At 44.9% G+C, this 21919-nt stretch carries 20 protein-coding genes, 1 tRNA gene and 1 pseudogene; 10 read left to right on the top strand and 12 right to left on the bottom strand.

The features are described from left to right. Window positions 1-6 precede the first annotated feature (6 nt). Window positions 7-1770: a lipid A export permease/ATP-binding protein MsbA gene (gene msbA / locus LZT21_RS11315; RefSeq protein ID WP_233937545.1), complete on the top strand. Its 1764-nt coding sequence runs from the start codon at window positions 7-9 to the stop codon at window positions 1768-1770. Between the two features lie 28 nt (window positions 1771-1798). Here the strand turns inward: msbA and rng are convergent, their stop codons facing one another. The 8 genes and pseudogenes from rng to LZT21_RS11275 all read right to left on the bottom strand — a co-directional run bounded on the left by rng (window position 1799) and on the right by LZT21_RS11275 (window position 8459). Then, window positions 1799-3262, bottom strand: a complete 1464-nt coding sequence (rng, locus tag LZT21_RS11310; RefSeq protein WP_233990880.1) for a ribonuclease G — start codon at window positions 3260-3262, stop codon at window positions 1799-1801. A gap of 1 nt (window position 3263) precedes the next feature. Next, window positions 3264-3914, bottom strand: coding sequence for a nucleoside triphosphate pyrophosphatase (locus LZT21_RS11305; protein WP_233924786.1), 651 nt, complete (start codon window positions 3912-3914; stop codon window positions 3264-3266). 2 nt (window positions 3915-3916) lie between these two features. Next, on the bottom strand, window positions 3917-4360 hold the full coding sequence (gene rlmH / locus LZT21_RS11300; protein ID WP_233924784.1) for a 23S rRNA (pseudouridine(1915)-N(3))-methyltransferase RlmH: 444 nt from the start codon (window positions 4358-4360) through the stop codon (window positions 3917-3919). Window positions 4361-4393: 33 nt separating this feature from the next. Next, window positions 4394-4765, bottom strand: a pseudogene (gene rsfS, locus LZT21_RS11295) (ribosome silencing factor); the annotation flags it as partial. 52 nt (window positions 4766-4817) lie between these two features. Next, window positions 4818-5519 carry a nicotinate (nicotinamide) nucleotide adenylyltransferase gene (gene nadD, locus LZT21_RS11290; protein ID WP_233924782.1) on the bottom strand — a complete coding sequence of 234 codons (702 nt, stop codon included), beginning with the start codon at window positions 5517-5519 and terminating at the stop codon, window positions 4818-4820. Between the two features lie 3 nt (window positions 5520-5522). Next, the gene (gene hemF, locus LZT21_RS11285) at window positions 5523-6449 is read right to left on the bottom strand and encodes an oxygen-dependent coproporphyrinogen oxidase (protein ID WP_233924780.1); all 927 of its coding nucleotides are present in this window, start codon (window positions 6447-6449) and stop codon (window positions 5523-5525) included. Next, window positions 6446-7729, bottom strand: a complete 1284-nt coding sequence (gene purD, locus LZT21_RS11280) for a phosphoribosylamine--glycine ligase (protein ID WP_233937548.1) — start codon at window positions 7727-7729, stop codon at window positions 6446-6448. Before purD ends, hemF begins: the two co-directional genes overlap by 4 nt. Window positions 7730-7739: 10 nt before the next feature. Beyond that, the gene (locus tag LZT21_RS11275) at window positions 7740-8459 is read right to left on the bottom strand and encodes a YebC/PmpR family DNA-binding transcriptional regulator (RefSeq protein ID WP_233924776.1); all 720 of its coding nucleotides are present in this window, start codon (window positions 8457-8459) and stop codon (window positions 7740-7742) included. 159 nt (window positions 8460-8618) lie between these two features. Between LZT21_RS11275 and LZT21_RS11270 the strand changes: the two genes are divergently transcribed. The 3 genes from LZT21_RS11270 (at window position 8619) to LZT21_RS11260 (ending at window position 10608) form a co-directional block, all read left to right on the top strand. Further along, window positions 8619-9593, top strand: coding sequence for a quinone oxidoreductase (locus tag LZT21_RS11270; protein ID WP_233924834.1), 975 nt, complete (start codon window positions 8619-8621; stop codon window positions 9591-9593). Between the two features lie 35 nt (window positions 9594-9628). Continuing rightward, a tRNA-Leu gene (locus LZT21_RS11265) sits at window positions 9629-9713 on the top strand. Between the two features lie 193 nt (window positions 9714-9906). Then, a complete protein-coding gene (locus LZT21_RS11260; protein ID WP_233924775.1) occupies window positions 9907-10608 on the top strand; it encodes a DUF5672 family protein in 702 nt (233 codons plus the stop codon). Between the two features lie 76 nt (window positions 10609-10684). On the opposite strand, the gene LZT21_RS11255 is transcribed toward LZT21_RS11260, so the two are convergent. From LZT21_RS11255 to lptF, 3 genes are all read right to left on the bottom strand, one after another. Continuing rightward, window positions 10685-11626, bottom strand: a complete 942-nt coding sequence (locus LZT21_RS11255; protein WP_233924774.1) for a CysB family HTH-type transcriptional regulator — start codon at window positions 11624-11626, stop codon at window positions 10685-10687. Between the two features lie 84 nt (window positions 11627-11710). Continuing rightward, complete coding sequence (gene lptG / locus LZT21_RS11250) at window positions 11711-12865, bottom strand: LPS export ABC transporter permease LptG (RefSeq protein ID WP_233924773.1); 1155 nt, start codon at window positions 12863-12865, stop codon at window positions 11711-11713. Beyond that, on the bottom strand, window positions 12862-13965 hold the full coding sequence (gene lptF / locus LZT21_RS11245; RefSeq protein ID WP_233937550.1) for an LPS export ABC transporter permease LptF: 1104 nt from the start codon (window positions 13963-13965) through the stop codon (window positions 12862-12864). The genes lptG and lptF overlap by 4 nt, the downstream gene beginning before the upstream one ends. 63 nt (window positions 13966-14028) lie before the next feature. On the opposite strand from lptF, the gene LZT21_RS11240 reads away from it, so the two are divergent. Genes LZT21_RS11240 through LZT21_RS11215 form a run of 6 tightly spaced genes read left to right on the top strand, consistent with a single transcriptional unit; the run spans window position 14029 to window position 20892 of the window. Then, a complete protein-coding gene (locus LZT21_RS11240; RefSeq protein ID WP_233990878.1) occupies window positions 14029-15711 on the top strand; it encodes a leucyl aminopeptidase in 1683 nt (560 codons plus the stop codon). A gap of 12 nt (window positions 15712-15723) precedes the next feature. After that, window positions 15724-16188: a DNA polymerase III subunit chi gene (locus LZT21_RS11235; RefSeq protein WP_233924770.1), complete on the top strand. Its 465-nt coding sequence runs from the start codon at window positions 15724-15726 to the stop codon at window positions 16186-16188. Between the two features lie 9 nt (window positions 16189-16197). Further along, complete coding sequence (lgt, locus tag LZT21_RS11230) at window positions 16198-16986, top strand: prolipoprotein diacylglyceryl transferase (protein ID WP_233924833.1); 789 nt, start codon at window positions 16198-16200, stop codon at window positions 16984-16986. 10 nt (window positions 16987-16996) lie between these two features. Further along, window positions 16997-18301, top strand: coding sequence for a malonyl-CoA decarboxylase (locus tag LZT21_RS11225; RefSeq protein WP_233990877.1), 1305 nt, complete (start codon window positions 16997-16999; stop codon window positions 18299-18301). A gap of 40 nt (window positions 18302-18341) precedes the next feature. Next, window positions 18342-19337, top strand: coding sequence for a Bug family tripartite tricarboxylate transporter substrate binding protein (locus tag LZT21_RS11220; protein ID WP_370634826.1), 996 nt, complete (start codon window positions 18342-18344; stop codon window positions 19335-19337). A gap of 31 nt (window positions 19338-19368) precedes the next feature. Next, entirely contained in the window at window positions 19369-20892 is a 1524-nt protein-coding gene (locus tag LZT21_RS11215) for a malonyl-CoA synthase (RefSeq protein ID WP_233990874.1), read from the top strand. A gap of 19 nt (window positions 20893-20911) precedes the next feature. On the opposite strand, the gene LZT21_RS11210 is transcribed toward LZT21_RS11215, so the two are convergent. After that, window positions 20912-21901 carry an ABC transporter substrate-binding protein gene (locus tag LZT21_RS11210; protein ID WP_233990872.1) on the bottom strand — a complete coding sequence of 330 codons (990 nt, stop codon included), beginning with the start codon at window positions 21899-21901 and terminating at the stop codon, window positions 20912-20914. Between the last annotated feature and the right edge of the window lie 18 nt (window positions 21902-21919).

Raw genomic sequence — 21919 nt, 5'->3', positions numbered from 1 at the left:
CATTATATGAATGCTGAAGACCGTGTAGCCCTGACCCGTTTAGTTCAATATTTACGGCCCCATGCAGCCCTTATTGTAGGGGCGATTCTCTCTATGGCCTTGGTTGCAGGGTCAGAAACTGCCATTCCAGCTCTGATGAAGCCCTTATTGGACCGGGGCTTTACAGGACAGTTGAACGACAAATTATGGCAAGTTCCGGCCTTTTTAGTGGGTTTAGCCATTATTCGCAGTTTTGCCCAGTTTTTTTCCAATTACCTCTTAACCAGAGTCATTACTGAGGTTTTGCTCAAATTGCGTGAGCAAATGTTTAATCGCCTTTTACGGGCCAAAACCGATTTTTTCCAAAAAAACTCGGCCTCGAGCTTAATTAATGCAGTAGTTTTTGAAGTGAATAATGTCCTGTCTATTATGGGCGGCATGCTGATCAGTTTGGTTAGAGATTCGTTAACCGTGGTGGGGCTAATTGCCTATTTGATTTATCTCAATTGGCAACTGACCTTGTTAGTACTCATTATTTTTCCCATTATTGCTTTTATCATGGGGCGCATTAATCGTCGACTGCGCTCCTTAAATCGCCAGCAGCAAACCTTAACAAGTGATTTGGCTTATATCGTCGAAGAAACAGCTGGTGGTCACAAAATTATTAAAGTGCATGGCGGTGAAGATTATGAAATGCAACGCTTTATGGAAAAGGCCAATCGCTTGCGCGAGTTTGGTTTGAAGTCGGCAATTGCGGGTGGTTTAAATCAACCCATTACCCAACTGATCGCCTCGATGGCTTTATCAGTTGTTTTGGTAGTGGCTTTAATGCAATCGGCAACGGAGGGGGTCACGGTTGGTGGCTTTGCCGCTTTTATCACCGCAATGATGTTAGTCATTTCACCTTTAAAGCATTTGGCTGATATTAACCAACCTTTGCAACGCGGACTGACTGCAGCGGAAATGATTTTTGCTCTAATCGATCAGACGATCGAGGAGGACGACTCTCGACAGCTTGGGGCTACACCGCTAAATAAAGCCCGCGGTGAAATTCAATTTAGTCATGTTTCGTTTTCTTATGAGCAGGAAGAGGGGCGTCAAGACGCCTTAAAGCAAGTGGATTTTCATATTCAGCCTGGTGAAATTGTGGCTTTTGTTGGGCCTTCAGGCGGAGGTAAGTCGACGCTAGTTAATTTATTGCCACGCTTCTTTAGTCCTACGCAAGGGTCTATTACCCTCGATGGCATTCCCTTAGAAGAACTCTTGTTGACTGATTTACGACGCCAAATTGCCTTTGTTAGTCAAGACGTGGTTTTATTTAATGACTCGATTGCCGCAAATGTAGCTTATGGTTCTGCCGCTAAAGGCGGAATTGATCGGGGTCGGGTTATTGAGGCTCTGGAGGCAGCCAATCTGTCAGCATTAATCCGTGAACTGCCCGAAGGGATTGACAGTTTGATTGGTGATAATGGCAATCGTTTATCTGGTGGCCAGCGCCAACGCTTAGCGATTGCTCGGGCGATTTATAAAAATGCCCCCATTTTGATTTTGGATGAGGCGACTTCCGCATTAGATTCTGAATCCGAGCGTCAAGTACAAGACGCGCTTGAACGTTTAATGAGTGGACGTACTACTTTAGTGATTGCACATCGCTTATCGACCATTGAACACGCTAATCGCATCATTGTTCTAGAGCATGGCAAAGTCATCGAGAATGGAACCCATGCAGAGCTCATTGCACATAATGGCATGTACGCCAATTTACATCGCTTGCAGTTTGCTAATGCCTAAGGTAGCAAGAGAAGTTTTTGAGCAAACTTTAATTTAAGACAATATCGTACTGATCTTGGCGAAAGCTACCTTCTGCCTGTAGACGAATCGGTTTTTTAATAAAGTCACCCAGCATGGCTAAAAATTGATTTTCTTCCTCTAGAAAAAGATCAATCACATCGGGGGCAGCAACGATGCGAAATTCTTTAGGATTAAATTGGCGGTGTTCGCGAATAATTTCCCGCAAAATTTCATAACAAACAGTTTGAGGGGTTCTGACCTCTCCCTTGCCCGTACAAATTGGGCAGGGCTCACACATAATGTGGGCTAATGATTCCCGAGTGCGTTTGCGAGTCATTTCGATTAAGCCCAGACTAGAAAAATCGTTCACCGTAGTACGGGTATAGTCACGCTCTAAATACCGTTTCAATTCATAAAGCACCGCGTCTTGATGTTCCTTACTATCCATATCAATGAAATCAATAATAATGATGCCACCCAAATTACGTAAGCGTAGTTGCCTGGCGATTGCTTGAGCAGCCTCTAAATTGGTTTTATATACCGTGTCGTCTAGATTACGCGCGCCGACAAAACTACCCGTATTAACATCAATCGTGGTCATCGACTCCGTTTGATCAAACATCAGATAGCCTCCCGACTTAAGGTCAACTCGGCGCCCTAGGGCTTTATTAATTTCGGCGTCAACATCAAATAAATCAAACAGCGCACGTTCACCCCGATGGAGGACTAACTTATGGGTTAAATTGGGCGTGTAGGCGGTAGCAAACAAAGTTAATTTGGCAAAATTTTCAGCTGAATCGACCCGAATTTGGGTAGTAGTTTCTCCAGCTAAATCGCGTAAGACGCGTTCAGCTAGACTTAAATCTTGAAATAATAAAGCGGGCGCACTAGTTTGACTGGTGGCTTGATGAATGTTGTGCCAAGTTGTTGCAAGGTATTGAAAATCTAATTGAAGCTCGGCATCACTCGCATCTAAAGCGCTGGTGCGCACAATAATGCTACCTTTTTCATTCGCTGGCATTAGCGTACTAATGCGTGCCTTAATGGCTTCGCGTTGTTCGGGCTGATCAATTTTTTGGGAAATACCAATATGGGGTTCAGTTTGATCAGTTCGCCCCAGATCTGGTAAATAAACTAAATTACGTCCAGCAATACTGAGCTGGGTGGTGAGGCGCGCACCTTTAGTGCCAAGCGGGTCTTTTAAGACTTGCACTAATAAAGTTTGACCTTCAAATAACAGTTTCTCAATTTGCGTTTGGTTATTACTTTGATTGATATCGGCTACATGCATAAAGCCAGTGCGCTCTAGACCGATATCGATAAAGGCCGATTGCATGCCAGGCAAGACACGAGCAACTTTAGCGAGATAAATATTACCGACAATGCCACGTTGGCGGGTGCGCTCAATACGTAGTTCTTGTACAGCGGCATTTTGAATAATCGCTACCCGCGTCTCTTGGGGAGTGATATTTATGAGGATTTCTTCATTCATGCTAATTAGTGTTGGTGTAATTGAGGGCAAAGCTAACTTTAGCTTGAGTCAGTAGCTGAGCAGTTTCATAAAGGGGTAGACCCATGATACCGCTATAACTGCCAGCCAGCGATTCAATGAGGGCACCGCCGAGGCCTTGAATCCCATAGGCACCCGCTTTGCCAAAGGGTTCACCACTGGCAATATAAGCATCAATGGTGGCTTTATCGAGCTTGGCAAAACGTACCTGCGAAGTTTGTATGAGACAGTTAGGGGCTTGATCTGGTGCAGCTAAGACGCAAACTGCAGTGAGCACCCGATGCTCTTTGCCGCTTAGCATTTCTAAAATGCGTTGAGCGTCATAGGTATCTTGGGGCTTACCAATAATTTCTACTGCATCATGACTCACCGTAGTATCAGCACAAAGAATCGGCGCCCACGGTAGATTTTCACCCTGGTGCACACGGCTTTGCCAGCGTAATTGGGCGGCTCTGATTTTGGCTTGGGTAACTCGTTCAACATATGCATATGCAGTTTCATGGGGCAAAGGGATTTCTAAAGCCTCAACATTTTCATTGCTTGATGCTAATAGCGGCACAAAGCGAACTCCCAATTGAGTGAGCAACTCTTGACGGCGAGGACTTTGCGAAGCAAGATAAATAAAAGCAAACATGATTATTCGCGGTGGTAGGGATGGCCTTGCAGAATAGTCCAGGCTCGGTACAGTTGTTCGCTGAGTAAAACGCGTACGAAAGCATGCGGCAAAGTAAGACTAGATAACTTCCAGAGCGCATTAGCCCGCGATTTTAAGCTTGGGTCTAAACCATCAGCGCCACCAATGAGAAAAGTGATGTTAATACCATCTTGGCGCCATTGCGCTAAATGATTAGCCAAGTCTTGGGTACTAATATCTTGGCCACGTTCATCTAAGGCAATGACATGGGCGCCTTTAGGAATTGCTGCCTCAATCTGGATTGCGTCTTTAGCAGAATTTAGCGCCGGCTTCAGTTCTTTAATAGCAATACTGCAATCGGCAGGCATACGCTTGATGTAATCGTTGGTGGCCGCTGTAACCCATGCGGGCATCTTATGTCCTACCGAAATAATAGTGAGGTGCATCTGAATGAAGTCTGTTTACAGTAACTCGACTTACTCGCTAGCCTTAACTAATTTTTTAGTAGTGGCCAGCTTCACCCGCACAGGCTTGGCGCCCCACATACCCTCTAGTTGATAGTATGCCCGTAGCATGGGTTGCAAAATATGGACGATGACATCGCCACAATCGACTAAGACCCACTCGCCAGTTTCCAATCCTTCAATAGAAATGACTTCACCGCCATTGGCTTCAACCTCCTCCTGCACGGATAACGCTAGGGAGCGGGTTTGCCGATTACTCGCACCAGTAGCAATAACCACGCGGTCGAAGAGATCGCTAAGGCCACTAGTATCGAAGACGCGAATATCTTGGGCTTTTACATCTTCTAGGGCATCAATAATGATACGTTGTAGTTTACGCAGTTCCATGGGCTCTTAAGTCAGTTGAAGATAGTCGGTATTGCATTATCGGTGTTTATTGTTATTTGCTTTGATATAGGCCTAATTGCCTGATTAAGTCACTGATATTTTTTGGCAACCCAGAGGATAAATCGGGCTCAGTGATTTTCTGACGCAGGACAGAAGAGGATAAATCGACTGCAAATTGATCGTCGAGAAGAATTTTTCCTTTAGGCAGCTTTTCTAACTCAGAAGCTGAATGCGCTTCATGTGCTTTGACAAACTCAGCTAATGCGGGATTTCGTTCGAGTTCATAGGGATGGCCAGGCCGACTAGCAACAGCTAAATGTACATAATGCAGCAATCCTTGCCAATCGTGCCAAGTGGGTAATTGCATCAAGCTATCAGCTCCCATCAACCAAATAATACTAAGCTCGTTACCAAGCACATGGCGTAGGGCTTGCACGGTATCGATCGTATAGCTAGGCCCGCCTCGTTCAATTTCCATTGGGTCGACAGTAATTACAGTGTTGATTTGCTTGGTTGCTAACTCTGCCCTTAAAGTAAGCGCTGCTGCCTCGGCTAATTGTAGTCGGATAGGTGCTGGGGTAATTTGCACACTTTTTTGCCAAGGTTGACCACTTGGTATCAAAATGAGTTCATCGAGATTAAATTGTGCGCAAAAATATTTGGCTAGCTCGAGATGACCCCAATGTGGCGGATCAAAGGTGCCACCCAAAATACCAATAACTTGCTGCAAGCGACCATTTTTTTCTGATGACATAAATTAAGCCAACCAATTACGCGGTTGTAGATAATAGTCGTAGAGCTTTGCTTCGGGAGTATTTGGCGTAGGGTGCCAGTTATAGCGCCATTTAACAATGGGCGGCAGTGACATCAAAATCGATTCTGAACGCCCACCTGATTGCAAACCGAAAATAGTGCCGCGATCAAAAATGAGATTGTATTCAACATAACGACCACGGCGATATTCTTGAAAATCTTTTTCTTCGGGAGAATAGGGCTCTTGATAGCGGCGTTGCAGGATCGGTAAATAAGCGTTGATAAAGGCATCGCCGACTGCACGCATCATTGCAAAGCTCTTGTCAAAACCCAGCTCATTAAAGTCATCAAAAAATATACCACCAATGCCGCGTGGCTCTTCGCGGTGCTTAAGGTAGAAATAATCATCACACCATTGCTTAAAGCGGTGGTGTAAATCAGCACCAAAAGGATCTAGGGCATCTTTAGCGGTTTGGTGAAAATGACGGCAGTCTTCGTCATAGCCATAGTAGGGGGTTAAATCAAATCCCCCGCCAAACCACCAAATAGGTTCTTGATTAGGTGCTTGAGCAATAAAGCAGCGCACATTCATATGGGTAGTCGGCGCTTTCGGATTATGCGGATGAAATACTAATGACACGCCCATTGCCTCAAAGCCGCGACCTGCAACCTCAGGACGATTTTGGCTGGCGGCACCAGGCATTTGGTCACCATGCACATGAGAAAAACCAACCCCACCTTTTTCAAGCACATTACCATTTTCTAAAATACAAGTGCGGCCCGAACCCCTCAGTTTGCTATCTGGAGGCTTCTGCCATTCATCTACGATAAATGCTTTGCCGTCTAATTCGCTCAGCGCTGAGGTAATGCGATTTTGTAGGCCTAAAAAATAGTCTTTAATAAGGGCGATATCGATTGTGGTGGTGGTCATATTGATTTAATGGCGTGATAACCAATGTCATGGCGATATTGCATGCCATCAAAGTGAATCTTGTCGATGGCTGCGTATGCTTTGCTTTGTGCTGCCCGTACTGAATCAGCGAGACCCACGACGCACAAGACGCGTCCGCCAGCAGTAAGAAGGGTATTACCGTTAAGCTTGGTACCGGCGTGAAAGGTAATATGCTCTGCAGAGTCAGCGGGAATCCCAGTAATAGTATCGCCGCCGCGCGGTGTATTGGGATAGTTATGCGCTGCTAAAACAACCCCTAGGGCGGTGCGCCGATCCCACTCAAATTCCACTTCGTTTAATTTGCCGTCGATGGCTTTATCTAATGCCGGCACTAAGTCGCTACGTAAGCGCGCCATAATGGGTTGGGTTTCTGGGTCGCCCATTCGGCAGTTAAATTCTAAATTTTTAATTTGCCCGTTGGGGCTAATCATCACACCTGCATATAAAAAACCGGTATAAGGTATGCCATCATCAGCCATGCCTTTAACGGTTGGCATGATCACTTCACGCATGATGCGCGCGTGAATTTCTGGAGTGACAACGGGCGCAGGCGAGTAAGCCCCCATGCCACCTGTATTGGGACCTTGATCACCATCCAGCAATCTTTTGTGATCTTGGCTCGTCGCTAAAGCAAGCATATTTTTTCCATCAACCAGCACAATAAAACTCGCTTCTTCACCGCTTAAAAATTCTTCAATAATGACGCGCGCACCGGCATTACCAAATTGGTTATCGGCCAACATCATTTCGACTGCTGCATGTGCTTCGGGAAGGGTCATTGCTACCACTACGCCTTTACCTGCTGCAAGACCATCGGCTTTGATCACAATGGGGGCGCCTTTAGCGTCTAGATAAGCATGCGCAGCAGCTAGATCGCTAAAAGTTTGGTAGTCGGCGGTCGGAATGCCGTGGCGCTTCATGAAGGCTTTTGAAAAATCTTTCGAGGATTCAAGTTGAGCAGCGAGTTGGCTAGGGCCAAAAATACGCAAACCCTGTTGCCGAAAGAGATCGACGATGCCAGCAGCTAGCGGTGCTTCTGGTCCCACGACGGTAAAGGCGATATTTTCACGTTTGACAAAATCAGCCAACGCTTGGAAATCGCTAATAGCAAGATTTTCAATGCCAGCTTGTTGTTGAGTGGCCAGCGCAGTGCCGCCATTTCCAGGGGCAATAAAGACTTTTTGAACCAGTGGTGATTGCGCCATTTTCCAGGCTAAAGCATGCTCGCGACCACCTGAACCAATGAGTAATAATTTCATGCGTAGGATTTCATAGTTCAGTGTTTGTATAAACGGCTTGCACGTCGTCCAAATTTTCAAGTGCATCGAGTAATTTTTGCATCGCTTCAAGCTGATCGCTGGTGAGGCTGATATCGGTTTCGGGGCGCATGCTAACAGCCGCTAATTCAGCCTTGAAATTGGCTTTTTGCAAGGCCTCTTGGATCTTGGAAAAAAGCGCCACCGAGCTGATTACTTCAAGGGCACCATCCTCATGACTAATCACATCATCGGCGCCAGCCTCTAAAGCCACTTCCATTAACTGATCCTCATTCGTACCTGGGGCAAATAAAAGCTGACCGCAATGCCGAAATAAAAAAGCCACCGAACCTTCGGCCCCCATATTGCCGCCATTTTTAGTAAAGGCATGGCGCACTTCCGCTACAGTACGAGTGCGGTTATCAGTGAGGCAGTCAACAATAATAGCGGCGCCATTAATGCCGTAGCCTTCATAGCGAATTTCTTCATAGTTCACGCCCTCAAGCGAGCCAGTGCCACGTTGCACTGCCCGCTGAACATTGTCATTGGGCATATTGGAGTCTTTGGCTTTATCTATCGCTAGCCGTAAACGTGGGTTCGTAGCGACATCACCCCCACCAAGTTTGGCGGCAACGGTAATCTCGCGAATTAGTTTGGTCCAAATCTTGCCGCGCTTTTCGTCTTGACGACCCTTGCGGTGTTGAATATTGGCCCATTTTGAGTGACCTGCCATGCAGAAGTATCCTTTTTAGGGTATTTTACAGTTCCTACGGCGTATTTCAGCTGGAATAGAATAAAAGCAAGAAACGCAGGCTTTTGGCTTACAGCCATAATCCTCGGTAATTAAACGCGACATCAATGAAGAAAAGTGGGTAATAGCATGGCAAAAGAAATGGTAAAGGCAATACGTGTAGACGAAGCAGGTGGACCTGAAGTAATGAAATATGTTGATGTGGAATTAGGTGAGCCTGGACCTGGAGAAGTATTAATTCGTCAGCATGCCTGCGGCTTGAATTACATCGATGTGTATTTTCGGATGGGTTATTACCCGCAACCTCTGCCTGCTGGCTTAGGTATGGAAGGGGCTGGCGTAATTGAAAAAGTAGGCGCCGGCGTAACCCATGTCAAAGTTGGCGATCGAGTGGCATATGCTGGACGACCCACAGGTGCTTATGCCGCGGCCCGAGTAATGCCCGCCGATATCTTAGTTAAATTACCCGATGCTATTTCGTTTGAAACTGGCGCAGCGATGATGTTGCAAGGTTTAACGGTAGCCTATTTATTAACTAGTACTTATAAAGTGCAAAAGGGCGACACCGTTTTGTTTCATGCTATTGCTGGCGGAGTTGGTTTAATTGCCTGTCAGTGGTTAAAGGCGATTGGTGCTACGGTCATTGGTACAGTTGGTAGCAAGGAAAAAGCTGAGCTGGCCAAATCGTACGGTTGCGATCACATTATCTTGTATCGTGAAGAAAATTTTGTCAAACGTGTGCAAGAAATTACCGGCGGTAAAGGCGTACCAGTAGCGTACGATTCAGTTGGTAAAGATACATTTATGCAAACACTCGACTGTATTTCACCCTTGGGCTTGGCAGTTTCTTTTGGCGGTGCATCGGGCTCGCCTCCCTTGCTTGATTTGAGTATCTTGGCTGGTAAGGGTTCGTTAAAAGTGACTCGTCCGACGGTGTCAACTTATGTTCTGAACCGTAGCTTGCTTGAACCTATGGCTGCTGAACTATTTAATATGGTACAAAGTGGCAAAGTCAAAATTGAAATCAATCAAAAGTACCGTTTGGCTGATGTGGCTCAAGCCCATACTGATTTAGAAGGGCGCAAGACTACAGGATCGACGATTTTGATACCTTAGTTTGTTAAACTCTAGCCTCTAAAGCGTTTTCACCAGCCTCGGTGATGGAATTGGTAGACGTGCCGGACTCAAAATCCGGTGCCGCAAGGCGTGTCGGTTCGAGTCCGACCCGAGGCACCAAGTTAATAGCATTATCCCCATATCTTAAGGCTACGCAGTTTCCTTAGAGTTTCATCTTAGGTGCTATGAGCTTAGGTGAAGAATATACAAATTTACTCATTTATCATTCATGGGCCTCATGAATCCCCCAGCCTACCTAACAATCGTCCCAGTTTATAAAGTAACGCCTTCAAAAAGTGAGGCATTCTCTTTTATGCAGCTGCGTGAGCTCCAAATTCAAAATGTCACTCTGATGTGTCCAGAAGGACTTGATATTGGGGCTTATGAAGCACTATGGCCAGAGATTAAAATAGCGCGGTTTGCGCCTGAGCACTTTTTAAGCGTTCAAATTTATAACAACTTCATGTTAGAGCCTAGTTTTTATGAAACCTTTGCTGCTCGTTATCAATGGATGCTGGTCTACCAACTCGATGCTTTTGTCTTTAGCAATCACGTTCAAGAATTTTGTGAGCTAGGGTATGACTATTATGGAGCGCCTTGGCGAGTGGGTTATCCAAAACTAAGCTTTTTATTTAATCGCTTTCCTATCCCCCTTAGTACCCAACGCTTTTATGTCGGTAACGGTGGATTCTCTTTAAGAAATATCTCCAAGACCATTGATTTGCTCCACCGCACTCAGGGTCATATCTCGAGAAGCTATTTCATGGAGGATGTCTTCTTTGGATATTGGGGGTCAATCGATTCCCAATTTCATGCCTGCCCTGCGGATATTGGCGCTCGCTTTTCTTGTGAGACTTATCCAGATCATTGGCTCAAAATCACCAAACAATTTCCGATGGGTACGCATAATTTCGAAAGGGTGGGTCCCGAGTGGGCTACTGAGTTCCTTAAACCTTACATTCAAGAGGCGTGCACTAAGCTTTTGCATTCCTTTCCGGAGCTTGGCAGATTTTAAGGCGTTAAGATCTCATCTAACTGCCAAGTAGGCCAATCAGAGCCCCTTAGGGTTTCGATTACGCCTAGAGTTCCACTTAAATTTGATAATTTTCTGCGGTACTCGACATTGCTTGTTCAACAATTTTTTTCGTTAAGGTTGGGGAAAATAACTCAATGAAGGTGTAGATGAATGAGCGTAAATAAGCACCTTGCTTAACCCCTAAATGGGTCACATTATTCCCAAAGAGATGGCCAACCGCAAGGGCTTTTAAATTTCGATCGCGCTCAGAGTCGTAAGCTACACCCGCCATAATGCCAATTCCCATACCCGTTTCTACATACGTTTTAATGACGTCTGCATCAATGGCTTCCAGAATAATATCGGGCTGTAAATTCCGCGAAGCAAAAGCTGCATCGATTTTGGCGCGGCCAGAAAATGCTTTGTCGTAAGTAATTAAGGGGTATTTGCATAAATCATCGAGCGTAATTACAGTTGCATTTAAAAGTGGGTGACTTAGCGGTACGATTAAGACATGTTGCCATTGAAAACCTGGCAGCGCTAAGATGCCAGGTGTATTGGCAATACCCTCGGTTGCAATGGCAATGTCGGCACGATCGTGGATTAGCATCTCAGCAATTTGACTAGGATTACCTTGCTGCAAACTAACGCGTACCTTAGGAAAACGTTTCGTAAATTCGCTTAATACTTTAGGTAAGGCATAGCGCGCTTGAGTATGCGTGGTGGCAATGACAAAATTACCTTGGTCTTGACTAGCAAAATCTTGGCCAACGCGTTTAAGGGTTTCAACTTCGTCAAGAATATGCTCAATTGAAGCAAGGATGCGTTTACCTGGTTCGGTTAAGGAGCGTATCCGCTTACCATGACGACGAAAAATTTCTACCCCTAACTCATCTTCGAGTTCAATGATCGCTTTGGATACGCCTGGTTGTGAAGTAAAGAGTACTTTGGCAGCAGTAGTTAGGTTAAAGTTTTGCCTTACTGCCTCACGGACAAAGCGAAATTGATGCAAGTTCATCGTTGGTCTTGCCTAACCCTTAGCCTATATACAACTTATGGTCTTAAACCTTCATTCTAAATGAAGTAGGGTAATAAAAGGACGCTATGAACGAGATACCCGCTGCAGGGCAAACAGAGCCAGCCCAAAGTAAATGAGTGGCGGTATAACTGCCGTTAGTATGGCGGGCCATGAGCCTAATAAACCCACATTGGAAAACAGCGAATTAAAAAGCTGGAAACTCATACCGAGCATGATGCCGCCAAATACTTTAATACCGACGCTACCCGAGCGCACTCGTAAATAAGCAAAGGGCAGTGCTAAAGCGAGCATGACAAAAATGATGAAGGGGTAAACTAATTTTTTCCAAAATGCAATTGAGTGGCGCTGAGCATCTTGTTTATTTTCATTTAGGTGATCAATAAAGCGGCCTAAGCTTTGAATTGACATTTTCTCGGGGTTGAGTAACAGCACCTCGAGTATCTGCGGAGTGACTTCAGACATCAGCTTTAAGGTGGGATACGTTTTGGTTGTGGCGGAATAAACAGCATCAAGCGGGTCTTTATTTTTGGCCTCTTTAAAGCGAGTTTCGGTAACTTGATTTAAATCCCAAATACCAGCGCTGTCGAAGCGGCCTGAGAGGGCATTGCGAATCGATAAAAGGTGATAGTTGACGTCAAACTCGTACATGCGAATATTTCGAATTTCATTATCGTTTTTAATTTCTCCCACATTTACATAACGAATACCCGGGCGAATGGGACCAGAACCATCTTCATCGCGTAAGCGGTCTTTCACCCATACCCCAGAGCGAAACTGAGATTCAAAATTGGCTCCTAGTGCGCGCGAGCGAATTTGATCGGAAACCGACTCACTGTAAGGCCCCAGCCATTCACTAACGACTAAGGTGAAAATAACTAAAGGTAAGGAAATTTTTGCTAAGGTTATGAGACCCCGTTTTACATCTAAGCCTGCCATGCGAAAAATGGTGAATTCAGATTGACTGGCCATCATTGCAAATACATAAATGCTACCAATGAGTCCGGCAATTGGAATAATTTCAATCATCCGATTCGGGGCTTTTAAGAGCACATGAAGTAAAGCGATGGGGAGGGTATATTTTGAATTCACTGAGCTTAACTCGCCCAAGATATCAAAAAATAAAAATAGGGCAACTAAGGCAAATAAAATAAAGCCAAAGGCCACATAGATTTGCTTAGCAAAGTAACGCTCGTAAATATAAGGGAAAATTAATTTCATTGCCGACCAAACAGCGCAGGTAATTGTCTACGCCACCACGCAATAGAGGGGTTAACACGATTGCGTATCAGTATTAGCGCAATGACTAGAGCAATAAAGTGAATTGGCCAAATGGCCATGAAAAAATTTAATTTGCCTTGAGCAACAAAATTTTGCGCCAAGTTTAATAGATTGCTATAAATTAAATAAATTAACACGGCATAAAATAACGCAGTGTAATTGCCTAAGCGGGGATTGACATAAGCCAGTGGTATGGCAATAAGTACTAATCCTAAAGCCATCAATGGCAAGCCTAGGCGCCATAAGATTTCACCTTTATTTTGATTGGTAGGGGTAGCGAGTAATTCAAACAGGTCTTTTTCTCGATCCCGCGGAGGTGGAGCTTTGATTTCTTTACTCCGTATTTTGGTACGGTACTCCGCAAATTCAAGAATGCGAAAATTAGGTTGAGTTGGCTGGCCATCATAGCGGCGCCCATTTTGAAGGACGACGGTTTTTTCTCCATTGGGCGAGTTCTCTAGATAGCCCGATTCAGCAACCGCAATACTAAGGCGCTGATTGCGAGTATCGGCAACGAAGATATTTTTGATGATATTTTTATCGACATCAATTTGCTCGATAAAGAAAACGCGCTCAGCTTTAGCTGATTCTCGAAATTGACCCGCAGTTACCATTGAGACATCATCACGTTGTTGAAACCGCTGACTAATGACAGTAGATTCTCGATTAGCCCACGGCCAGACAAAAATTGCTAGGGCCCCAATAATGACAATTAGGGGGAGGGCAAAGCTGAGTATGGGGCGAATTAAACTCATAATGCTTAAGCCGCTAGAAAACCACACAATCATTTCTGAATCTTTATACCAGCGCACCAACACGATTAAGACCGCAACAAATAAAGAGACAGTGAGTAAAACTGCGGTGTAACCGAGAGTGGCAAGCGCAATTAATACCAAAGCATCTTCAGGATTGACTTTGCCATTAGCTGCAAAGCCAAGAATACGAATGACTAAGGTCGTAATCATGATCGTAACGAGGATCAGAAAAACACCGCCAGTAGTAAAGCTAAGCTCGCGTCTGAGTGAGCGTTGAAATATCATGCCTGAGAAAATCTTTCGACCTAAATGGTTTGTTTCAAGGATCAGATTGCGTGTCGGAGGATAATGATAAAACCTCTTTTATTCCATCACATCATGACAATCCAATTTAGCACGAAACTATTTGCCCAGGCCGACTTTAGAGCGACGAAAAACCTGAAATCAGCTTTTGCGCTCCTAGTAAAACAGGATAGCGATTGCCTGGTCATGGCCTATTCCAAAGCCGATTTGGTCAATTTACAGGGCCAGACTACTGGGAAAGGGGGCTCTAAGAAAGCCCATCAACGCCTAAATTTAGGTAACCTAGGGCCATTAGCGGTCCTCGACAGCTTTCTTGGCGGAGCCATTTTACGGGCGTCTACTTTTGGCGATTTAGAGGCTAAAGAGGCTACTGTGACCCTTTTAAGGGCCGACTCTAGTTGGCTAGCGCAGGGCGTCAAACTTAAACGAGTTTTATTGGTGGGTTTAGGTGACGCGCAGCAAAAATCGGGTGACGATATTCTAGGCTATGCCAAATTAGCGCGTTCTGCAATTAAGGCCTTGAGTGGCGGCGCAATTGAAACCGCCCTGTGGCTAATGGCTAGCTTTATGGAAAAACCGCATCCGCAAAGGCTTGGCGAATTAGCGCGACTGACCATGCAATTGGCTGGAGATCAGGTTTATCGCTTTGGCGTGCGCCAACCAGCGATGCGCTTTAAGGTAAAAGATACACCCGACCCATTGAAGTCATTTATTTTTATTGGTGGGGGCAAAGAAGCGAGCGCCTTGAAGATAGCAGTGGCCGAGGGCACGGCTTTGGTCGAGGGCATGAATTTAGCTAAAGATTTAGGTAATTTGCCCCCCAATGTTTGCACGCCCACTTATTTAGCGCAAACCGCCCAAGCCTTGGCTAAAAAAACCACTTTGAAAGTAGAGGTGCTAGATCGGAAGCAAATGGAAACTTTGGGAATGGGTTCTTTTCTTGCTGTTACACAAGGGTCTGAGTTACCGCCCCAATTTATTATCATGCGCTATCTTGGCGGTAAACCCAGTGCAGCACCAACGGTATTAGTTGGGAAGGGCATTACTTTTGATACGGGTGGAATTTCATTAAAGCCTGGCGATGCCATGGACGAGATGAAGTATGACATGTGCGGTGCAGCCTCGGTAATGGGCACAATTTATGCAGCGGCACTGCTTAAATTAAAACAAAATGTCATTGCCGTTATTCCTACTTGTGAAAATATGCCATCCGGTAAAGCCACTCGACCCGGCGATATTGTCAAAAGCATGTCGGGTCAAACTATCGAGATCTTAAATACAGATGCTGAAGGCCGTTTAATTTTATGCGATGCCTTAACTTACGTAGAACGCTTTAAGCCCCGCGCAGTTATTGACGTGGCCACCTTAACAGGCGCTTGTATTATTGCTTTAGGCAGCGTACACAGCGGTTTATTTTCCGACGATGAAAATTTGGTCAAAGAACTCAGTGAGTCTGGCAAAGCGGTACTGGACACGGTTTGGCGTTTGCCATTGGATGCCGCATATCAAGAGCAATTAAAATCGAATTTTGCTGATGTGGCTAATATTGGTGGGCGACCCGCAGGCAGCGTGACAGCCGCATGTTTCTTAAAGCGCTTCACCGAGAAATATTGTTGGGCGCATTTAGATATTGCTGGTACAGCTTGGAAAAGTGGTGCCATGAAGGGCTCTACAGGGCGCCCCGTGCCTTTGTTATTTAATTATTTAGTGATCTACGGAGCACCTTAAGCGAGTTTACGTATGGCAAGAATTGATTTTCATAGCAATGTGGGCGATAAGCTAGATTATGTGTGTCGGCTCACACGCAAAATTTGGAGTTCAACGGCAGAAGGCCAGCCTGTGCGGCCCATTGTGATTGTGGCAAATAAAGCTGAGCTGAAGCGCCTGGATGAGCTACTCTGGACTTTTAGTAAGACCGATTTTTTACCCCATTGTTTTATCGATCATGAGGCGGCTGCAGAAACCCCGATTGTTTTAACTGAAGATTGCGCAGTGAATAGCTTACAAGCGATTCCGCATGCGGATATTTTGATCCAATTAGGCCAAGAGATGCCTAGCGATATCACAGCCCTAGTAGAACGTTTCCCCCGCATCGTCGAAGTGGTTACAACCCATGAAGCAGAGCGCTTAGCTGGACGCAATCGTTTTAAAACTTATCGTGACTTAGGTCATGAGCTACACAATTTTGACCAAACTAAAACCTGAGTGCCTGCCGTGCTAATTCATCCTAACTTTGATCCGGTCGCTATTCATCTGGGCTCTTTTGGTATTCATTGGTATGGTTTAACGTACTTGATGGCGTTTGCGCAGTTTATTTTACTCGGCCGTATCCGCATTCGTATGCCGCAATTTAAAGCCTTGGGCTGGACCAATAAAGAGCTTGAAGATTTACTATTTGCTGGAGTTTTGGGAGTGATTATTGGTGGACGTTTAGGCTACGTTTGCTTTTATATGCCCGCATTTTATTTGTCACATCCCCTTAATATTTTTAAAGTCTGGGAGGGCGGGATGTCCTTTCACGGGGGTTTACTTGGAGTAATTACCGCGATGTTCTGGGTTGCCCATAGGCGACATACTAGCTTTCTTACGGTGAGTGATTTGGTTGCCCCCTTGGTGCCATTTGGATTAGCCTTTGGGCGCCTAGGAAATTTTATTAACGGCGAGCTCTGGGGTCGTCCCACAGATGTGCCTTGGTCAATGGTATTTCCAGCTGTCGACAATTTACCGCGCCATCCCTCACAACTCTATCAATTGGGTGGAGAAGGTCTGCTTTTGGGTATGGTGCTTTGGCTTTATGCCAGGCATCCTCGCCGGCTAGGACAGGTATCTGGATTTTTTCTAGTGGGGTATGGCATCTGTCGCTTTCTCGCTGAATTCGCCCGTGAACCTGATGCTTTTTTAGGTTTATTGGGGCTGGGTCTGTCGATGGGTCAATGGTTGTCATTGCCTATGGTTGCCTTTGGGTTATATTTGCTGCTTAGACAAAAAAATAGCAAACCCTGAAGGAAGTAGCATGCTCGAGAAACTGACTAAGTCACGGTATTTGGCGCGTGCTATTGGCGCAGTTAACCGCCTGATTTCTGAGCGCGGGGAATCGAATGCGGTCAGCATGGCTGATGAGTTAATTCATAATTATCGTAAATTAGATAAAGATCAGCACATAAAGTTTTTCACCGCATTAGCTGAAAAATATAATCCTGACCCCGATAAAGTATTAAAGGCTGCGCAAAGTTTTGCTGCTGATCCCAATACACGCAACTATGTGCGTTTACAGCGAATTACCGAATCGCCACGCCAAGAACTACTACGCCGTCTTAATCGCGCTCGCGCAGGTACTGCAGCGGTGGTAGAAATGCGCCGCGATTTGTTGCAGTTACTCGATAAAAAACCCGAACTAGCAACAGTTGATTTTGATATGCGCCATCTACTTTCCTCTTGGTTTAATCCAGGATTTTTAAAGATGCACCGAGTCGATTGGAAGTCGCCAGCTGAAGTGCTAGAGAAAATTATTAAACATGAGGCTGTGCATGCGATTGATGGCTGGGATGATTTACGCCGTCGTTTACAGCCCGATCGTCGCTGCTTTGCTTTTTTTCATCCCCAATTACCTGATGAACCCTTAATTTTTGTAGAAGTCGGTTTATTACCAGATATTCCCATAGCCATTGCCCCGTTAGTAGACAAGAAGGCTGAGGCAGTAAGTCAGCCAAAAGAATATAAAGTGGCCGCCTTTTATTCTATTAGTAACTGCGAGCCAGGCTTGCGCGGCGTTTCGATGGGTAATTTTTTAATTAAACGGGTTGCTGAACAATTGCATGCGGAATTTCCGTCGCTTAAAACATTTATTACTTTATCGCCTATTCCAGGTCTTGTAGATTGGATTGCTGCGGGTGCAAATTTAGCGGATCAAATGCCGATGGAGCAAATTAAGCCAGCACTTCGTACTGCCCGTGATCAGGCCTTAGCAACTCTAAATTTAACGGATCATTCTTGGGCAGAGCGTTTAGGCGGAGGATGGCATCCTGATACTGCTACGGCAAAGGAAAAAAGTGCATTACTCTGTTTAACAGCGCTATATTTGGCTCACGTCTCAACGGGACGCAATGGCAATCCTGTAGCTAAATTTCACTTAGGTAACGGTGCGAAGTTGCATCAAATTAACTGGGCAGGTGATTTATCGCGTAAGGGTTTACGCCAATCGGCGGGCATTATGGTCAATTATCTATATGATTTAGCTAGCGTAGAAGAGAACCACGAACGCTTTGTCAATGGTGAGGTCATGTATTCGCGTTTGATCAGTCGCTTAATGGCCTCTTAGCTTAAAATAATCAGCACATAAATAAAGGAGACTTAGCATGATGGTTCAATCAAATAGTTTATCCCTACTGGCGCAACAACTGCGCTTGGCTTTTGTCTTAGCCTTAATGGCATTTGCTGGCGTAGTTGTAGCTCAGACGTGGCCTACCAAACCTATTACTTTATTAAATCCCTTTCCTGCTGGCGGCGGTACTGACGCTTTTGCCCGTCCTTTAGCCGCTCAGTTAGGCGAGCAATTGGGCGTACAAGTATTAATCGATAATCGTGGTGGAGCTGGTGGCACGGTGGGTGCTTCGGTTGCAGCCAAGGCACCCCCTGATGGGTATAGTTGGTTTATTGGCGCTTCGCACCACACTATTGCACCTTCGATGTATAAAAATCTTGATTACGATATTGAGAAGAGCTTTATCCCCGTTGCTCTCATTGCTAGCCCACCACAAGTTTTAGTAGTTAATCCACAAAAAGTGAGTGCGCGTGATTTAAAGCAATTTATTGAGCTCTTAAAAAAGAACCCTGGTAAATATAATTTTGCTAGTGCTGGTAGTGGCACCGTGCATCATTTAGCGGGCGAATTATTTAAAATACAAACGGGTACCTTCATTACGCATATTCCTTATCGGGGTGCAGGCCCAGCGATGAATGATTTATTGGCAGGGCAAGTTGATCTTGAGTTTGATGGTTTAGGTACTTCAGCGCAGCAGATTAATGGTGGAAAACTATTTGCTATTGCGGTTGCTTCACCTAAGCGCTCACCAGCAATTCCGAATGTACCGACCTTCATGGAGGCTGGTCTACCGAATTATGAAGTGTCAACGTGGTATGCCATGTTTGCCCCCAAAGGTACGCCAAAGCCCATTGTCGACAAAATGATTGCAGAAGTGGAGAAAGCGCTAAATACACCAAAGTTAAAAGCCATTTGGGCTTCCAACGGCTCGGATACCCCAAATTTATATGGCGAAGCGTTTGGAAAATTAGTTAATTCAGATGTTAAGCGTTGGGCTGGGGTAGTTAAAAAATCGGGCGCCACTCTCGATTAATTGTTATGCAGTAGATCATTTTGAGGTTCGTATGAATTTGTATTCAGTATTGGAAAAGGGTTTTCCAAAAGATCGCAAAGCGTGTGCAATCGAAACTCAAGATGGTTTGTATTACTCGTGGAGAGATTTAGAGCGCGCTTCAGCAATGTTGGCCAACCTCTTAAAAAGTCTTGGCTTGCCTCAAGGGGCTCGGGTTGCAGTTCAAGTAGAAAAGTCGCCCGAGGCCCTATTTTTATACTTAGCCACTATTCGGGCGGGCTATGTTTACCTGCCTTTAAATACCGCTTATCAGGCTGCTGAAATTCAATATTTCATTGAAAATGCTAAGCCTGCAGTCATGGTCTGTAGCAGCAAAAATTTTGCTTGGGTTTCTAAGGTTGCATTTAAGGCGGGCACGAATCACGTATTTACCTTAGATGACAACCGCTCGGGTAGCTTACTTGGGCGCGCTACTGGTCAAAGTGATCAATTTAAAACGGTGGCCTCTAAAGACGATGATTTAGCTGCCATTCTCTATACCTCAGGTACTACTGGACGTAGCAAAGGAGCGATGCTAACGCATCGTAATTTAGGCAGCAATTGTTTAGTATTAAAAGATTTTTGGCAATGGCAAAAGGGTGATGTTTTATTACATGCCTTGCCGATTTTTCATGTACATGGTTTATTTGTGGCGGTCCATGGCGCTTTAGTGAATGGCAGCAAAATGATTTGGCTACCCCGCCTCGATACTGCCCAACTAATTCAGCAAATGCCCCGCGCTACTGTCATGATGGGAGTGCCTACCTTTTATGTGCGTCTAACGGCTGACAAGACCTTTACGAAAGCAGTATGTCGCAACATGCGTTTATTTATTTCTGGTTCTGCACCCTTGCTAACTGAAACCTTTAACGAGTTTAAAAAGTTGACTGGACATACTATTCTAGAGCGTTATGGCATGAGCGAAACCATCATGCTGACTTCTAATCCATATCAAGGTCCTCGGGTTGGTGGGGCCGTTGGCGTGCCGTTACCCGGAGTGAGCGTCAGGGTGGTGAGTGATGACGGGCAAATTTGTCAGGTAGACGAAATAGGCGGTGTACAAGTAAAGGGCCCTAATATTTTTAAGGGTTACTGGCACATGCCTGAAAAAACCGCTGAAGAATTTACTGCTGATGGTTGGTTTAAAACAGGTGACGTGGGTCGCTGGGGCGGAACAAATATTAGCGGTAAAGTTCCAGATCATTATTTATCGATTGTGGGCCGTAGTAAAGATTTGATTATTTCTGGGGGCTATAACGTTTATCCCAAAGAGATTGAAAGTTTTATTGATGACATGGCCGGCGTCGCAGAGAGCGCCGTCATTGGTATTCCGCACCCCGATTTTGGTGAGGCTGTGTTGGCAGTAGTTGTACCAAAAGCAGGAGTGAAATTAGATACCCAATCCATGATTGATTCGCTCAAAGGGCAAATCGCGAATTTTAAAGTACCTAAGCGCATTGAAATCATGAAGGATTTACCTCGGAATGCAATGGGCAAGGTACAGAAAAATATGTTGCGTCAGCAGTTTGCGAGCTAAGTGCTAATTATTTCCAGAATTATTGTGACGGCAAGAATTGATTGGTAAAAGTTTGAGGAAAATTGATTGCCTTATCTTGTTTTGGTTGTAGATAGTCAAATACCTTTTTACCGCCTTCAATTGTCATTTTTCCATCTGGGCTCCAAATTTGCTTTACAACAGCATAGGCTCGATCATTTACTTCTGGCGATAAATTAGGGAATTCTTTCGCCATGATTGCCTTACCTTTTGCCTCATTTAAAAGAATTTTTTGTGCCTCAGCAAAAATCGCAACCATCTTCTTGGTCAGCTCTGGTTTTTCTGCAATGGTTGCTGGGCTGGTTATTAAATTCATATAATTTAAATCACGAAATTCTTCAACTTCACCATTCATTAAATTGACATAAATTTTCCCTAATTTTTCCTTCTCAACCTGAACGCCAGCAGGCTCAAATGGAACTGCAGCATCAATTAAGTTATTTTTAAAGGCTCCTACATAGGTATTGGCATCAGGCCCCAAGTAGACCAGCTCTATATCACCAGGGATTTGTAGCCCATATTTCATTGCAAGTGATCCTAGTATCTTTTCACCAGATCCACCGGCAGATGGAACCCCAATGCGCTTACCTTTGAGCGCAAGAATACGATCTTTTATTGGTTTTTTTCCATCAGAATCAAAAAGCTTGTTATTAACAATAATATTGTTAATTGGACGGCTAGTTACGTTAAATATGGAGACTAATCGACGGCCTTGCCCAGCCGCTGTCAGAATGTGTTCGTAACTAACAATTCCAAAATCTGCTTGTCGCGTAAAGACTGCCTGAAATACTAACGGACCACCTTGGGCGGTGGTAATTTCTGGCGTAAGACCATATTTTTGAAATAAATTTTCGCGTACTGCTACATAGAGAGGACCAGCATAGTAACCATGCCCAATATTAGCAAAGCGGACTACTTCTGATTGGGCTTGAATTTGAAATGAAATGCTACATATAGCTACAAAAAGATAAATTTTTTTTAGTAATTTCATAGTTGCCTCCTGAGTTTT

The sequence above is a fragment of the Polynucleobacter sp. IMCC 30228 genome (assembly GCF_021395205.1).
Lineage (GTDB): Bacteria > Pseudomonadota > Gammaproteobacteria > Burkholderiales > Burkholderiaceae > Polynucleobacter.
The sequence above is the reverse complement of the archived record's forward strand: the minus strand, read 5'-3'. Positions and strand labels throughout refer to the sequence as shown.

Bases quoted from the DNA above. Each gene is read 5' to 3' on its own strand.
- lptG (WP_233924773.1), bottom strand. From the start codon at position 12,865: ATGAAATTAATTTTCCCTTATATTTACGAGCGTTACTTTGCTAAGCAA.
- nadD (WP_233924782.1), bottom strand. From the start codon at position 5,519: ATGTCATCAGAAAAAAATGGTCGCTTGCAGCAAGTTATTGGTATTTTG.
- LZT21_RS11220 (WP_370634826.1), top strand. From the start codon at position 18,342: ATGGTTCAATCAAATAGTTTATCCCTACTGGCGCAACAACTGCGCTTG.
- LZT21_RS11240 (WP_233990878.1), top strand. From the start codon at position 14,029: ATGATAAAACCTCTTTTATTCCATCACATCATGACAATCCAATTTAGC.
- LZT21_RS11270 (WP_233924834.1), top strand. From the start codon at position 8,619: ATGGTAAAGGCAATACGTGTAGACGAAGCAGGTGGACCTGAAGTAATG.
- LZT21_RS11255 (WP_233924774.1), bottom strand. From the start codon at position 11,626: ATGAACTTGCATCAATTTCGCTTTGTCCGTGAGGCAGTAAGGCAAAAC.
- LZT21_RS11275 (WP_233924776.1), bottom strand. From the start codon at position 8,459: ATGGCAGGTCACTCAAAATGGGCCAATATTCAACACCGCAAGGGTCGT.
- lptF (WP_233937550.1), bottom strand. From the start codon at position 13,965: ATGATATTTCAACGCTCACTCAGACGCGAGCTTAGCTTTACTACTGGC.
- LZT21_RS11235 (WP_233924770.1), top strand. From the start codon at position 15,724: ATGGCAAGAATTGATTTTCATAGCAATGTGGGCGATAAGCTAGATTAT.
- hemF (WP_233924780.1), bottom strand. From the start codon at position 6,449: ATGACCACCACCACAATCGATATCGCCCTTATTAAAGACTATTTTTTA.
- rlmH (WP_233924784.1), bottom strand. From the start codon at position 4,360: ATGCACCTCACTATTATTTCGGTAGGACATAAGATGCCCGCATGGGTT.
- LZT21_RS11215 (WP_233990874.1), top strand. From the start codon at position 19,369: ATGAATTTGTATTCAGTATTGGAAAAGGGTTTTCCAAAAGATCGCAAA.
- LZT21_RS11260 (WP_233924775.1), top strand. From the start codon at position 9,907: ATGCAGCTGCGTGAGCTCCAAATTCAAAATGTCACTCTGATGTGTCCA.
- msbA (WP_233937545.1), top strand. From the start codon at position 7: ATGAATGCTGAAGACCGTGTAGCCCTGACCCGTTTAGTTCAATATTTA.
- purD (WP_233937548.1), bottom strand. From the start codon at position 7,729: ATGAAATTATTACTCATTGGTTCAGGTGGTCGCGAGCATGCTTTAGCC.
- LZT21_RS11210 (WP_233990872.1), bottom strand. From the start codon at position 21,901: ATGAAATTACTAAAAAAAATTTATCTTTTTGTAGCTATATGTAGCATT.
- rng (WP_233990880.1), bottom strand. From the start codon at position 3,262: ATGAATGAAGAAATCCTCATAAATATCACTCCCCAAGAGACGCGGGTA.
- LZT21_RS11225 (WP_233990877.1), top strand. From the start codon at position 16,997: ATGCTCGAGAAACTGACTAAGTCACGGTATTTGGCGCGTGCTATTGGC.
- LZT21_RS11305 (WP_233924786.1), bottom strand. From the start codon at position 3,914: ATGTTTGCTTTTATTTATCTTGCTTCGCAAAGTCCTCGCCGTCAAGAG.